At 57.8% G+C, this 13,364-nt stretch carries 12 protein-coding genes; 9 read left to right on the plus strand and 3 right to left on the minus strand.

The window, feature by feature from the left end:
- Window positions 1-165: 165 nt before the first annotated feature.
- Entirely contained in the window at window positions 166-633 is a 468-nt protein-coding gene (locus FGQ61_RS06930) for a hypothetical protein (RefSeq protein ID WP_138375038.1), read from the minus strand.
- A 277-nt stretch (window positions 634-910) separates the two neighbouring features.
- Between FGQ61_RS06930 and FGQ61_RS06935 the strand changes: the two genes are divergently transcribed.
- A complete protein-coding gene (locus tag FGQ61_RS06935) occupies window positions 911-1,342 on the plus strand; it encodes an Hsp20/alpha crystallin family protein (protein ID WP_035138719.1) in 432 nt (143 codons plus the stop codon).
- Between the two features lie 81 nt (window positions 1,343-1,423).
- On the opposite strand, the gene FGQ61_RS06940 is transcribed toward FGQ61_RS06935, so the two are convergent.
- A complete protein-coding gene (locus tag FGQ61_RS06940) occupies window positions 1,424-2,233 on the minus strand; it encodes an MBL fold metallo-hydrolase (RefSeq protein ID WP_138375039.1) in 810 nt (269 codons plus the stop codon).
- Between the two features lie 48 nt (window positions 2,234-2,281).
- On the opposite strand from FGQ61_RS06940, the gene tilS reads away from it, so the two are divergent.
- The 5 genes from tilS (at window position 2,282) to FGQ61_RS06965 (ending at window position 9,016) form a co-directional block, all read left to right on the plus strand.
- Complete coding sequence (tilS, locus tag FGQ61_RS06945) at window positions 2,282-3,823, plus strand: tRNA lysidine(34) synthetase TilS (protein ID WP_171021539.1); 1,542 nt, start codon at window positions 2,282-2,284, stop codon at window positions 3,821-3,823.
- 147 nt (window positions 3,824-3,970) lie between these two features.
- Window positions 3,971-4,519 (plus strand): hypoxanthine phosphoribosyltransferase, encoded by a 549-nt coding sequence (gene hpt, locus FGQ61_RS06950; protein WP_022093938.1) that lies wholly within the window; start codon window positions 3,971-3,973, stop codon window positions 4,517-4,519.
- Window position 4,520: 1 nt separating this feature from the next.
- Window positions 4,521-6,659 carry an ATP-dependent zinc metalloprotease FtsH gene (ftsH, locus tag FGQ61_RS06955; RefSeq protein WP_138375040.1) on the plus strand — a complete coding sequence of 713 codons (2,139 nt, stop codon included), beginning with the start codon at window positions 4,521-4,523 and terminating at the stop codon, window positions 6,657-6,659.
- Between the two features lie 185 nt (window positions 6,660-6,844).
- Window positions 6,845-8,029 carry a pyridoxal phosphate-dependent aminotransferase gene (locus FGQ61_RS06960; RefSeq protein WP_138375041.1) on the plus strand — a complete coding sequence of 395 codons (1,185 nt, stop codon included), beginning with the start codon at window positions 6,845-6,847 and terminating at the stop codon, window positions 8,027-8,029.
- A gap of 165 nt (window positions 8,030-8,194) precedes the next feature.
- Window positions 8,195-9,016 carry a phosphatase gene (locus FGQ61_RS06965; RefSeq protein WP_138375042.1) on the plus strand — a complete coding sequence of 274 codons (822 nt, stop codon included), beginning with the start codon at window positions 8,195-8,197 and terminating at the stop codon, window positions 9,014-9,016.
- A 78-nt stretch (window positions 9,017-9,094) separates the two neighbouring features.
- Here FGQ61_RS06965 and rlmD read toward each other — a convergent pair whose 3' ends face one another.
- Window positions 9,095-10,543, minus strand: a complete 1,449-nt coding sequence (rlmD, locus tag FGQ61_RS06970) for a 23S rRNA (uracil(1939)-C(5))-methyltransferase RlmD (RefSeq protein WP_138375043.1) — start codon at window positions 10,541-10,543, stop codon at window positions 9,095-9,097.
- A 349-nt stretch (window positions 10,544-10,892) separates the two neighbouring features.
- Between rlmD and FGQ61_RS06975 the strand changes: the two genes are divergently transcribed.
- The 3 genes from FGQ61_RS06975 to FGQ61_RS06985 are packed head-to-tail and all read left to right on the plus strand — an operon-like array spanning window position 10,893 to window position 13,163.
- Complete coding sequence (locus FGQ61_RS06975; protein WP_138375044.1) at window positions 10,893-11,753, plus strand: transporter substrate-binding domain-containing protein; 861 nt, start codon at window positions 10,893-10,895, stop codon at window positions 11,751-11,753.
- A complete protein-coding gene (locus FGQ61_RS06980) occupies window positions 11,753-12,406 on the plus strand; it encodes an amino acid ABC transporter permease (protein WP_006235606.1) in 654 nt (217 codons plus the stop codon). The genes FGQ61_RS06975 and FGQ61_RS06980 overlap by 1 nt, the downstream gene beginning before the upstream one ends.
- Window positions 12,399-13,163: an amino acid ABC transporter ATP-binding protein gene (locus FGQ61_RS06985; RefSeq protein WP_138375045.1), complete on the plus strand. Its 765-nt coding sequence runs from the start codon at window positions 12,399-12,401 to the stop codon at window positions 13,161-13,163. The genes FGQ61_RS06980 and FGQ61_RS06985 overlap by 8 nt, the downstream gene beginning before the upstream one ends.
- Window positions 13,164-13,364 lie beyond the last annotated feature (201 nt).

The following is a 13,364-nucleotide window of genomic DNA, read 5'->3' on the forward strand; positions in this document are numbered from 1 at the left end:
GGGTCAGCCCGTGGGAGGCCAGGGCGCCGCTGACCGGTGGACGGCACCGAGCCGTACGCTTGAACTTAGAAGGGGGAGGCCTCGCGGCCTCCCCCTTTTTTGCGTTTACCGGGCGTAAATGACTCATTTACACCAGACGATCTTATCGTTTTTGGTATTGAGCTTTTATTTAAAGAAAATAAATCGAATAACAAGGGCAACTGCTATGACCGCAATGATCAAAAGCAGGATTGTCAGTCGATGCTGCTTGCGTCGTTTACTTGTCGAAACGAAGATTGATTTTCCCTGTTTTGGCGTTTCGAGATAGCGAGCCGAATGCGTCAAGGTTTGCTTTGGTCGAGGACCTCTTTGTCGATGAGTGGCGGATGCTTTCATCGGCTCATCACTAGCTGCGCTGTTTTTAGATAATGGTGCGTCTTTCAGATATACAGGGTCTCCCGAGGCGACGCCCATATGCTTACGTCCCGTTTGGGCATCCTCGAGCGTTTGATATCGATTTCTCGTCACATATTCGGGCTCTGCATCATTAATGGGCTCTTGCGAGATGTGGGGGCGACGGAACCGTGGCGGCTGCGTGGAAATATCTTCCCCCTGCGTCGGCATAAACATATTGTTCTGGTTTTGGTCGTCCATGATGCCCTTTAGCTCGTTACCAACAACGTGTACGCGCTCATTGTAAGCCCCTTGTTATTTGTAGCTGTGGACATACTCGTTATTTAAGCTCTGGTTCAAAGAACCTTAACCTTCCAAAAACCTGAGTCTTACTCACTTAGATATGCTTATAGTACTGGACTCAAAAAACTTTATAGTCGGTGTATATATGAGCACCGGGTGGGCATATATAAGAACGTCAAAAGAAGTCCCAGTCACCTAGAAGATGACTCGGCAGTCCTATAAAGGAGTGGTAAACATGGCAAGCATGGTTCCTTATCGTTCGGTTTTTGGCGTTCGTCCCTCTGCTAGCTCGCTGTTCGATCTGTTTGATGATATGAGTGACCTGGCGAACAGCTCTATTGCCTCCAAGGCGTTTCCCGTTGACGTTGAGGATAAGGGCGATGGCTATGAGGTCAAGGCTTATCTGACCGGCGTCGCCAAGGACGATATCGATGTCGAGCTTAATGAGGGCCGTCTGTCCATTAGCGTGAATGTCGAGGAAGACGAGGAGAACGAGGGCAAGAACTTCCTGCAGAAGGAGTTCAGCTCGTACAGCGCGACGCGTGGCGTATATCTGAAGGACGCTTCGAGCGAGGGTCTCTCTGCTAAGTATGCTGACGGCATCCTGACCGTTACGGTTCCCAAGATCGTCGAGAAGAAGAACGTTACGAAGATCTCCATCGACTAACGTTTCCGATGGTCAGAGCTTTTGAGCCAAGATAAAGGGGCTGGGATTTGATTCCCGGCCCCTTTTGTTTTATTGAGCGGTCTATACAATGGTTGTCGGTTGATACTGACTTGCAGGGCGTATCGAGAGTTTTCGCGATCCTTGGAGAAGGGTTGCGGAGCTGCCAACCTCGTCATCCAGGGTTGCGGCCAGAGCTTTGGCATAGCTTTTGACGGTAAGGCTCGGACGATTGTTATCTTGGCTGATATGCATGGCAATGAGCTGTTCGGTGCGATCGGTAACAAGTTCGCGCGCGGCTTCGGCGGCTTGGCCATTGGAGAGGTGTCCCCTTGCAGACAGGATGCGCTCCTGAAGAAAGCGGGGATATTCTCCCTCGCGCAGCATGGTCACATCGTGGTTGCTTTCGAGCGCGAGGACTCGACAATCTTTGAGGGTGTTCATGGCTTGGCTCGATAGCTCTCCGGTGTCGGTGGCAAAGCCGATGGAATCATCGAGGGCGTCGAATCGATAGCCGACTGGATTGATGACATCGTGTGATGTTGAGTAGGTTTGCACGTGGATGCCGGCAATGGATAGGGCGTCGCCGGGATCGAATTCCTCGACAGACAGATGCGAAAGATTTTCTTTGTTCGAAAGAGTGCCCCTGCTGGCAAAGAGGGGGCCGTGCCAGTGCTTGCACCAGACATCGAGGCCCTTGATGTGATCGCTATGCTCATGAGTAATGAGAAGAGCCGAGACGTTGTCTGCCGAGAGCCCCAGTTCTGCCATGCGTTTTAATGTCTCGCGGCGAGACAGTCCGTCATCGACCATAATGAGCCCCTGCGGGCCCTCGATAAGTGCGCAGTTGCCTTTAGAGCCACTGCCGAGGATATGAAGGTGCAGACGAGACATAAGATTCCAAAGGATACAATGGGTGCGGACGAATAGAGGAGGAAGCAAATGCCAACGGTATCTCAGCATTATGGACACCATGCTGCATCGTGGGCTGATGATAAAGCCTTGGCAACGCGGCGGACGGCTGCCCCCGTGGTGCTCATGGTATCAGGTGGTGCGGACTCGACGGCTTTGCTCCTTATGGCGTGCACATCAAAGTTGGATATTCTGGATGGGCGTGGTGTGGCCCCCATCGCGCGCGAGCGACTGCACGTGCTGCATGTGAACCATCATCTGCGCGGCAAGGCGTCCGATGGCGACGAGGCCTTTGTGCGTGAGCTCTGCGCACAATATGGTTTACCGCTGTGTGTCGAGCATGCATATTTTGATGATGAATCGGGCAATATCGAGGCGGCTGCCCGCGAGGTGCGCTATGCCGCGGCGCGAAGGTATGTTCGCGAGCTCTGCGCCCAGACGGGGGCACCGCGAACGGCGGCTCGTATCTGCACCGCGCACACGTCTTCGGATCGCGCGGAAACGTTTTTGATGAACGCGATTAAGGGTTCGGGGCCCGCTGGCCTATCGAGCATTCCTCGCCGGAGGAATATCGTGGTGCGTCCCTTGCTCGACCTGACTCACGGCGAGCTGGTGGGCTATCTGCAGGTACATGGTCAGCCGTGGCGTGAAGACGAGAGCAATGAGGACATCTCGTATCTACGAAACTACGTGCGCCATCGAGTGATGCCGGTGGTGGCGCAGCGCAACGCGAGCGTCTGCAAGACGATTGGCGCCGCCTGCGAGATCTTAGGCGATGAGGACGCGTTTTTGTCTCAGCTTTCGGCACAGGCGTTTCGAAGCTGTTTGCGCAAAGAGGCAGCGGGCGCGCTGGTGCTCGATGCCAGGCGCCTTGCTGCAGCCGAGGTGGTAATCGCGCGGCGCATCGTGCGACTGGCGATTAAGCGCATCGATCCGGACGCCCGTCCAGGGATGCGACATGTGGAGCGAGTCCTTTCCTGCGTTGCCGAGGGTGCCGGCTCGGTCACGCTTCCGGCGGGGATTGACGCACGCATTGAGTTTGGCATGCTGGCGTTTAAGGCGCCGGCGGCTCGCGAGGGCCTGGTCGCGGACTGGGTTACCGTGCCCGGCCGTTTGCCGTTGGGCGGGGGACGCATGCTGGTCACAGAACCGATGGCCGTTGAGCCGGGATGCGATATCGTGCGCCGAGCCCGTGAGCTTGCGGCTGCCGGGGAAGTGACAGCTTTGGTAGACGCGGCTGCCCTGGGTTTTGCCGACAGCGATAGTGAGCGGATCCTGGCGGGCTCGCGTGGCGAGATCCCTGCCGAGGCGCGATTGGCGCGCCTGTGGGTGGACGGTCCAGCACCGGGAGACGTGATGTGCCCGTTAGGGATGAGTGGCCGAAGCAAGAAAGTATCCGACTTGCTAGGTGAGGCTCGCATTCCCGTTTCCGAGCGCGCCGGCGTGCCCATGGTGAGGACGGCGCCGGGGGGTGCCGTGGTGTGGGTCGCCGGAGTTCGCGCGGACGAGCGTTTTAAGTGCACGGCCGCAACGCGCGTGGCATATCTGCTCCGCGTGGTCGATGCGGAATAGCGTCCCACGCCTGCTATTCTGTGCGACGTTGACGGTATTCCCGCGCTGATGGCGCACGGGCTGGTAAATTTACCCCGTGCGCTGCTAGAATGTGAAGTTCGCGTCCATACGGCGGTGTGTGGGCGATAAGCACAAGAAAGGGTTGTCATGGCTTCTCAACATCCGGATATCGAGAAGGTTCTGTTTACGCAGGAGGATATCGACGGTATCGTCTCTCGCTTGGGCGAGGAGATTACTCGCGACTACGCGGGTAAGGATCTGGTGCTGATTGCGGTCCTGCGCGGCGCCGTGGTCTTTATGGGCGACCTGATGCGTAAGATCGAGCTGCCGACCAACATCGATTTCATGGCTGTTTCGAGCTACGGCGACGGTGTGAAGTCCTCGGGTATCGTGCGTATCATTAAGGACCTGGATATCGACATCCGCGGTCGCGACGTGCTGATCGTCGAGGACATTCTGGACTCGGGCCTGACGCTCAAGTATCTGATGAAGAACCTCGAGAGCCGCAAGCCCGCTTCTCTGGAGGTCGCCGCCTTCCTGTGGAAGGACGTTGAGGACCGCGTCTCGGCCATCACGCCCAAGTATGTTGGAACCCATTGCCCCGATGCCTTTGTGGTGGGCTACGGCCTCGACTATGCCGAGCGCTATCGTAACCTTCCGTATCTGGGCATTTTGAAACCGGAGGTTTATTCGTAAGATGCCCGACGACCGTAACGATAACAATTCCCAGACTCCCCGGGAGCCTAAGATCCCGGGGATGCCCGGAGGCAAGAAGCCCACGCGTACGGGCTGGCTGTATTTCATTTTGGCTTGCGCGCTTCTGGGCTACGCCTTCTTTAACATGGGCTCTGGCTTTGCCAATTCCAGCAATACCGTAAAGCTCGCGACGAGCGAGATGGTCAACGCCATTAAGCAGGATCGCGTCGAAGATCTGACCTATACGGTTCAAGACGGAAGCGTGACGGGTCATTACTGGAAGACGAAGAAGGACAAGGGCGATACGAGCGAGCTCAAGAGTTTCTCCTCGACCTATGTCGGCTCCGATTCGCTTGCCGAGCTCATGGCGGAGCACCCCGATACCAAGTACATCGTCAACACCAACGACCCCGATTTTTGGGGCGACTTGGCGATGAGTGTGCTTCCGACGATCGCCCTTATCGCCATCATGTTCTACTTTATGCGCCAGATGATGGGCGCCAACAACAGGAACATGCAGTTTGGCAAGACCAACGCTAAGACCAACGAGGCCACACGCCCCAAGGTCAAGTTCGAGGACGTTGCCGGCGTGGACGAGGCAGTCGAGGAGCTCGAGGAGATCCGTGACTTTTTGAGTGATCCGGATCGCTATCGCAAGCTGGGCGCCAAGATCCCGCGTGGCGTGTTGCTGGTTGGCCCTCCGGGCACCGGTAAAACGCTGCTGGCCAAGGCCGTTGCCGGCGAGGCGGGCGTGCCGTTCTTTAGCATCTCGGGTTCCGACTTTGTCGAGATGTTCGTAGGTGTCGGCGCCAGCCGTGTGCGTGACCTCTTTAAGGAGGCCAAGTCCCAGGCCCCGTCGATCATCTTCATCGATGAGATCGATGCCGTGGGACGTCAGCGCGGAGCTGGGTTGGGCGGCGGTCACGACGAGCGCGAGCAGACGCTCAACCAGCTGCTGGTCGAGATGGACGGTTTTGAGGAGAGCGAGTCGGTCATCCTGATCGCCGCCACCAACCGCCCCGACATTCTGGATCCGGCGCTGCTGCGTCCCGGCCGTTTTGACCGTCAGGTTACGGTCGACCGTCCGGACGTGAAGGGCCGCGAGCAGATCTTGCGCGTGCACGCTGAGAACAAGCCGATGGACGAGGACGTTAAGTTTGAGAAGCTCGCCCAGATGACTGTTGGCTTTACTGGTGCCGATTTGGCGAACCTGCTCAACGAGTCTGCGCTGCTGGCCGCTCGCCGTCATCGTTCCGTGATCTCGATGGACGAGGTCGAGGAATCGATGGAGCGCGTGATTGCCGGACCGCAGCGCAAGGGTCGCGTGATGACCGAGGCCGAGCGCACCACGATTGCCTACCACGAGAGCGGTCACGCCCTGGTGGGCCACATCCTTGAGCACTCCGATCCGGTCCACAAGATCTCGATCGTCAGCCGCGGTCAGGCTCTGGGTTACACGCTGCAGCTTCCGCAGGAGGACCACTTCCTCAAGACCAAGAACGAGATACTCGACGAGCTCGCCGTGTTCTTGGGCGGTCGCGTTGCCGAGGAGCTCATGTGCGATGACATTACGTCGGGCGCGAGCAACGATCTGGAGCGCGCAACCAAGATGGCGCGCGAGATGGTCACACGTCTGGGCATGAGCGAGGAGCTGGGCACTCAGGTCTTTGGCGAGGCGCAGCATCAGGTATTCCTGGGCCGCGACTATGCCGATCATCAGGATTACTCCGAGGAGACGGCGCGCCGCATTGATATCGAGGTTCAGCGCATCATGCGCGAGGCCCATCGTCGTGCTGTCGAGATCTTGGATGCCCGTCGCGATCAGCTCGATCTGATGGCGAAGGTGCTGCTTGAGCGCGAGACTGTCGAGGGCGATGCCGTGAATGCCCTGCTCGATAACGAGTGGGACGCCTACCTTGAGCGCGAGGGCGATATCCTGGCGGCCAAGGAGGAGCGCAATGCCAAGGCGGCCGGCATGCCGACCAAGAAGCGCGCGCCTCGTATGAGCGAGGAGGAGCTGGCGGCTGATGCCGCGGCCTTTGCGCAGGCGGCCATGCAGGAGGATGCCGAAGTCGCATCCGATGATGCCGGCGATGACTGTGCCGTTAATGCCGGTGCCGACACCGACGACGACAAATAGTCTTTGTGGTGAAAGCCTCCGCGGGGAAACCTGCGGAGGCTTTTTTGAGCGATATTGGGCCATCTGTTGATTGGGGACAGACTTAAATGAGCGTTTTCACGCATTTAAGTCTGTCCCCAATCAACATTGCTGCGGCACTTTGCTCGGCTAAAGCGTACAATAGCGCCTATGCGAAAGGGGAACAGATGATCAACGAAACTATGTATGCTCACGGTGCGGAAAGCTCCATCATCCGCGAGATTTTTAGCTATGGTCTTGAGCGCAAGGCGCAGATCGGTGCGGAAAACGTATTCGATTTTTCGTTGGGCAATCCGAGCGTTCCGGCGCCCGATGCCGTGGCGGAGTCGATTAAGAAGGCCCTGGAGCTGCCGAGTGACCAGCTGCACGGCTACACCCCCGCACCGGGCCTGCCGCAATGTCGTGCCGCTGTGGCCGAATCGCTCAACCGCCGCTTTGGCACGAGCTATGAGGGCAAAGACGTCTTTATGACCGTGGGCGCGGCGGCTTCGCTCACTTGTACGCTCAACGCCGTTACGAATCCGGGCGACGAGGTTATTGTTATCGCTCCGTACTTTCCGGAGTATCGCGTTTGGATTGAGAAGGCCGGCTGTACGTGTGTCGAGGCGCTCGCCGATGAAGATACGTTCCAGCTGAGCGTGGACAACGTGCTCAAGGCGATTACCGATAAGACGACTGCCGTCATCATCGACTCGCCGAATAACCCGACCGGTGCCGTATATACACGCGACACGCTGACGCGACTGGCCAATGTTCTGCGCGAGGCCAACGCTCAACGCGATCCCGAGAATCAGATTATGCTCATCTCGGATGAGCCGTACCGCGAGATCGTGTACGGTGCCGAGGTGCCTTGGGTGCCCTCGATCTACGAGAACACCGTGGTGTGCTACTCGTATTCTAAGTCGCTTTCGCTGCCGGGCGAGCGCGTGGGATGGATCCTTGTTCCCAATACGAATCCTCAGGCAGATCGTCTAATGCCCGCCGTTGCCGGTGCCGCCCGTACGCTGGGCTTCGTGTGCGCGCCGGCGCTCTTTCAGCGCGTAATTATCGACTGCATCGATGAGCCGAGTGACGTTGAGGCCTATGCACGCAACCGCACCGCGCTTACCGACGCACTAGCGGAGTATGGCTACACCTATGTTGAGCCGGATGGCGCGTTCTACCTATGGGTGAAAGCGTTGGAGCCCGATGCGAATGCGTTTTGCGAGCGCGCAAAGAAGTATGAGTTGCTTGCGGTTCCCTCGGACAGCTTTGGTATGCCGGGTTGGTTCCGCCTGGGCTATTGCGTGAGTTACGAAACGATTGTCAATTCGCTACCCGCTTGGAAACAGTTGGCGGACGAGTATCGTTAAAAGTAAAGCGCTCTGCCTACAATGTTTTACGTGAAACGGGGTTTGGTGTTAAGCCGGACCCCGTTGTCATGGACGTTGTGTCTTTGGGATGGAGCGGTTTTACGACTATCGAAGGCTATGCGTACAATGAATATAAGCGACGGCCGTGCCAGATAAGGAGACCTGATGCCCTACCTGCTTTCTTGTGACATTCATACCCATACGATGTTCTCTGCGCATGCATATTCGACCATTGAGGAGAATGTGTACTGGGCGGCAGAGCGTGGCCTGCAGGTGCTCGGATCTGCCGACCATCTGAGCTCTATGGTTACGGCTTGCCCCAATGACCTGCGCAGTTACCAATTCTTTATCAACCAGGATATCTGGCCGCGCATTTGGAGCGGCGTGCTGGTGCTGCGTGGTGCCGAGGCCGATATCGTTTCGCTGGACGGAAGCCTGTTTGGCGAGGACACTCCTGTCACGCTCGATATTGCCGGCGATTCGTACAGCCGTCAGCATTCACTGTTCGATTTGGTTACGCGTAATTTGGATTATTTGGTTGCAAGCGTGCATAATCCGCAGATTGCTGAGGGCGCGACGCTGGCCCAAACGACCGAGATGTATGTCAATGCCTTGGAACACCCCAAGGTGTTCATGCTGGGCCACGCGGGTCGCTCGGGCGTGCCGTTCGATATCGACGAGGTACTGTTGGCAGCTAAGGCCAAGCACAAGATTATCGAGATCAACAACCATAGTCTTGAACACGGTGTCGACACTGAGCATTGGGCCGTATGCCGCAAGATCGCCGAGCGCTGCGCCGAGCTGGGCGTGGGCATTGGCGTGTCGACCGATGCCCACATTGGCATGGCCATTGGCAAGCTCGATCACGCGCGCAAGATGCTCGACGAGATTCACTTCCCGCTGGATTTGATCGTGACGCGCGACCGCGAGACGCTGCTGCGCGAGATGGCGGCAGCCGGCGTGTGCGATCTGCGCAATGGGATGTAGCGGAGTTTATAAACCAAGCGAAGGGGGCGGCCCAGGCGGGTCGCCACCTTTCTTGTCCCAAAAATATACTGAGGTTGGTTAGCGGCGTTCGAGGACCGCTACGGTTTCGGTGTGGTCGGTGTGAGGGAACATGTCGACGGGCGTGATCTTGAGCAGGCGATAGCCTCCGTCGAGGAGCTGATGCAGGTCGCGCTCTTGAGTCACGGGGTTGCAGCTGATATAGGTGATGCGGCGCGGCTTAAGTGCGCAGGCAGCTTCGAGGAACTCGGGGGTGGATCCGGCACGCGGCGGGTCGATGGAAAGGACATCGATCCGCTCGTTGTTGTCGGCGGCATCTAGGATGTAATCGGTGGCATCGTCGGCCATAAACCAAGCGCTGCGGGTGAGGCCGTTGAGCTCGGCATTGCGGCGTGCGTCGGCAATGCCCGCCGGGTTGCGCTCCACACCGAGCAGCATGATGCCGATCCCCTTGTTCTGGGCATCTTTAGCTGCGCAAAGACCGATGGTGCCGCTGCCGCAGTAAGCATCCATAAGCACATCGCCCTGGTGCAGATCCATGCCGTCGATAGCGAGCTGATAGAGCAGCTCGGTCTGCTGCGGATTGGTCTGATAGAACGCGGTAGGGGAGATATCGAATTCGCAACCGAGCAGCTGGTCGCGCATGCACTCGGCGCCATATACAATGCGGGTTGCCTCGCCGAGGATGGCGTTGCCGGGACGTCCGTTGATGTTTTGGGCGACGGTGACGATGTGCGGATTGAGTGCGGCGACAGCCTCAAAGAACTCCTGCGCATGCGGCAAGTCGCGCTGAGCGGTCACGAGCGTGACCATGACCTGGTCGGTACGCCAGCCGCAGCGAACGACGGCATAGCGAAGCAAGCCCAGATGCTTGTCCTCGTTAAAGGCGGGAATGCGCAGGCGCTCAGCCTCACGCGCGATGCCGTTGAGAATCTGACGGGCACCCGGCGCCTCGACAGGACACTCGGGTACGGCAACGATCCTGTGCGTGCCGCGCTCAAAGAAACCGCAACGGACAGTGCCCTCCCTACCGGGAGCAAAGGGAGTGGCAGCCTTATGACGAAAGCCACGCGGCGCAGGATATTTACCCGGATCGCCCAGGGTCACGCCCATACCGCGAATAGAATCAACGGCGATACCCTCACGCTCACAGAGCGAAGCAAAAAGCTCCTCCATAGCAGCCTGCTTGGCGGCGAGCTGCTTCTTGTAAGGAAGATTGAGCGCCGTGCACCCACCGCAAGCTTTCATGATCGAACAGGGGGACTTGGGGTCCACAGCCTTACGCGCAGACGAAACCCGATCTTTATGCGAGCGCTTGGAGCGAGTCTGAGATGCCTTATCCTCGTTCCGACGAGAGCCGGGACGCTTGGCCTTAGCCTTGCCCTTGGCCGACTTACCCTTCGCGTCCTGAGACGACTTGGATTTCTGAGAAGATTTTTTCTCCTCTGACCCCTCAGCCGCCTCGATCAAAGCACGACGAGCCTTACGCTCCGCACGAGATTCTGCCATGAATTAACCCCACTAATTTACAAATTGAAAGCTGAAAGCATTGTACCGTGCCAAGCTAGCGGACGATATACAAGCGCCTATTTCATGTCAGTGATAAGTCCAACGATGTTTGCCCGGCGTGGGCGGGGAGCGGCGCGTAATTAAGTTTATCGCGAGTTCCGCACGCAAAGGAAAGCACTTAATGTGCTTTCCGTCTTGCGCAGGACTGTAGAGCAGGAAACTTAATTACGCGCCGCTCCCCGCCCACGCTGGGCAAACCCTCCCTTGTACTCCATCTCACTAAAGTGTATGATTCTGGACGTTACACGAATCACTTTACTTAACTAAAGTGCCATCAAGGGGGGATACCATGAACACCGATATGTCTCGTCGTCAGTTTGTTGGTCTAGCCGGCTCGCTCGCCACGGTGCTTGGCCTTGGTCTTGTCGGTTGCGGCGGTGGTGCCGGCAAGGGCTCCGCTGCTGGCTCTGCCGCGGCCAAGGATGTGAAGGGTGCTGCGGAGTCCAAGAAGCTCGTGGTGGGCTTCGATAAGTCCTATCCTCCGTACGGCTTTGTGGGCGACGATGGCGAGTACACCGGCTTTGATCTCGATCTGGCCAAGGCTGTTGCCGATAAGCAGGACTGGGAGGTCAAATACGAGGCCATCGACTGGGACGCCAAGGATACGCTGCTTAACTCGGGCGCCATCAACTGCATCTGGAACGGCTTTACCATGGAGGGTCGCGAGGACGACTACACGTTCTCCGAGCCGTACATGCTCAACGAGCAGGTGCTGGTGGTCAAGAAGGATGCGGGCATCAAGAGCTGGGACGATCTTGCCGGCAAGACTGTGATTACCCAGACTGATTCCGCTGCGCAGGACGTGCTTGAGGGTGATCAGAAGGACCTGGCAGCGACGTTTGCCACGCTCGACACGATCGGCGAGTACAACACGGCCTTTATGCAGCTCGAGAGCGGCGCGGTCGATGCCGTGGCGTGCGATCTTTCGATTGCCCAGTATCAGCTTGCCGCCAAGCCCGATGCCTATACGCAGCTTGATGAGCCGCTGTCCAGCGAGCACTACGCCGTTGGCTTTAAGAAGGGCGACACCAAGTCGGCCGATGCTGTAGCCGAGTCGCTCAAGGCGCTCTACGAGGACGGCACGGTCAAGGACCTGTGCGACAAGTATTCAAGCTATGGTCTATCTTTCGATAATTGGGTGCTCAAGTAATGTCTATTCAGGTCATGATGCAGATGCTTGGCCAGGGATTCTTGGTCAGTTTGCAGTTGTTTGTGCTGACACTGCTGGGGTCGATTCCGCTGGGAATCCCCGTGGCGTTTATGCGCATGAGCAAAATCGCGCCGCTTCGCTGGATTGCGCGCATCTACATTTCGGTCATGCGCGGTACGCCGCTCATGCTGCAGATGTTTGCCATCTACTTTGCCCCGTACTACGTGTTTGGCATTTCGCTCACGCCCGATTCCAAGTGGACGGCGTGCGTCGTGGCGTTCATCATCAACTACGCCGGTTACTTTGCCGAGATCTATCGCTCGGGCTTGCAGTCCATTCCGCGCGGTCAATACGAGGCTGCCGAGGTGCTGGGCTATTCGCGCGTGCAGACGTTTCTGTATATCGTGATGCCGCAGGTCGCCAAGCGTATTCTGCCGGCGATGGGCAACGAGATCATCACGCTGGTCAAGGACACGTCGCTGGCGTTTGCCATTGGCGTGGGTGAGATGTTCTCGACGGCCAAGGCGCTGGTCGCCTCGCAGGTGAGCATGGTGCCGTTTGCGATCGCGGCGCTAATCTACTGGGTCTTTAACTTCGTCGTCGAGATGCTGCTGGGCGCTGCCGAAAAGAAGCTGGACTATTACCATGACTAACTCAGTGATGAAAATCGAAAGCGCGCGCAAGGCGTTTGGCGGCAATGAGGTGCTCAAGGATATCTCGCTCGAGGTCAAGCGTGGCGAGGTCGTGGCGATTATCGGGCCTTCGGGTGGCGGCAAGTCCACGCTGCTGCGGTGTGCCACGCTGCTCGAGACACTCGACGGAGGCTCACTCTCGTTTGGTGACCTTGCCGTTGCGACGGATGCGGGTTCGGGCGCGGTCTATGCGAAGGGCGATGTGCCCAAGCGGGCACGCTCGCGATTCGGCCTGGTGTTCCAAAATTACAACCTGTTCCCGCACTATACCGTGATGAAAAACATCATCGATGCTCCGATTCGCGTGCTCAAGCGCCCGCGCGAGCAGGCTGAAGCACGTGCGCGTGAGTTGATCGCGCAGATGGGGCTTACGGGCAACGAGAACAAGGTGCCATGTGAGCTTTCGGGCGGTCAACAACAGCGTGTGAGTATCGCCCGCGCCTTGGCGCTCGATCCGGAGATCCTGTTCTTTGATGAGCCGACTTCGGCGCTCGATCCCGAGCTGACGGCCGAGGTGCTGCGTGTCATTAAAGACCTTGCCGCGCAGAATATGACGATGGTGATCGTGACCCATGCGATGCAGTTTGCGCGCGATGTTGCCGACCGCGTGATCTTTATGGACGGCGGTCGCATTGTCGAGGAGGGTCCTGCCGAGCAGGTTATCGACCATCCGCGTGAGCAGCGCACCCGTGAGTTCTTGAGCCGTATCGAGGGATAGGCTCAGGTATTTACTCAACTATTAATTGAGGCGAAGCCGCCGCAGGTCTTACGGTCTGTGGCGGCTTTTTGTTTGCATCGACGGGGTTCAATAATCGCCTCACAAGCTTGTCTCTTCCTCTCGCCGCCTGTATTCATACGTGCGCCGAAAGGTATGCATGGACAGCCGCCCGTGAGGGTAGGGTGGTGGCATAGGACATTT

The sequence above is a fragment of the Collinsella aerofaciens genome, assembly GCF_005844325.1.
Lineage (GTDB): Bacteria > Actinomycetota > Coriobacteriia > Coriobacteriales > Coriobacteriaceae > Collinsella > Collinsella aerofaciens_G.

Coding starts and splice junctions, on each gene's coding strand:
- FGQ61_RS06980 (WP_006235606.1), top strand. CDS start 11,753: ATGTCTATTCAGGTCATGATGCAGATGCTTGGCCAGGGATTCTTGGTC.
- ftsH (WP_138375040.1), top strand. CDS start 4,521: ATGCCCGACGACCGTAACGATAACAATTCCCAGACTCCCCGGGAGCCT.
- FGQ61_RS06930 (WP_138375038.1), bottom strand. CDS start 633: ATGGACGACCAAAACCAGAACAATATGTTTATGCCGACGCAGGGGGAA.
- hpt (WP_022093938.1), top strand. CDS start 3,971: ATGGCTTCTCAACATCCGGATATCGAGAAGGTTCTGTTTACGCAGGAG.
- FGQ61_RS06960 (WP_138375041.1), top strand. CDS start 6,845: ATGATCAACGAAACTATGTATGCTCACGGTGCGGAAAGCTCCATCATC.
- FGQ61_RS06985 (WP_138375045.1), top strand. CDS start 12,399: ATGACTAACTCAGTGATGAAAATCGAAAGCGCGCGCAAGGCGTTTGGC.
- FGQ61_RS06975 (WP_138375044.1), top strand. CDS start 10,893: ATGAACACCGATATGTCTCGTCGTCAGTTTGTTGGTCTAGCCGGCTCG.
- FGQ61_RS06965 (WP_138375042.1), top strand. CDS start 8,195: ATGCCCTACCTGCTTTCTTGTGACATTCATACCCATACGATGTTCTCT.
- rlmD (WP_138375043.1), bottom strand. CDS start 10,543: ATGGCAGAATCTCGTGCGGAGCGTAAGGCTCGTCGTGCTTTGATCGAG.
- tilS (WP_171021539.1), top strand. CDS start 2,282: ATGCCAACGGTATCTCAGCATTATGGACACCATGCTGCATCGTGGGCT.
- FGQ61_RS06935 (WP_035138719.1), top strand. CDS start 911: ATGGCAAGCATGGTTCCTTATCGTTCGGTTTTTGGCGTTCGTCCCTCT.
- FGQ61_RS06940 (WP_138375039.1), bottom strand. CDS start 2,233: ATGTCTCGTCTGCACCTTCATATCCTCGGCAGTGGCTCTAAAGGCAAC.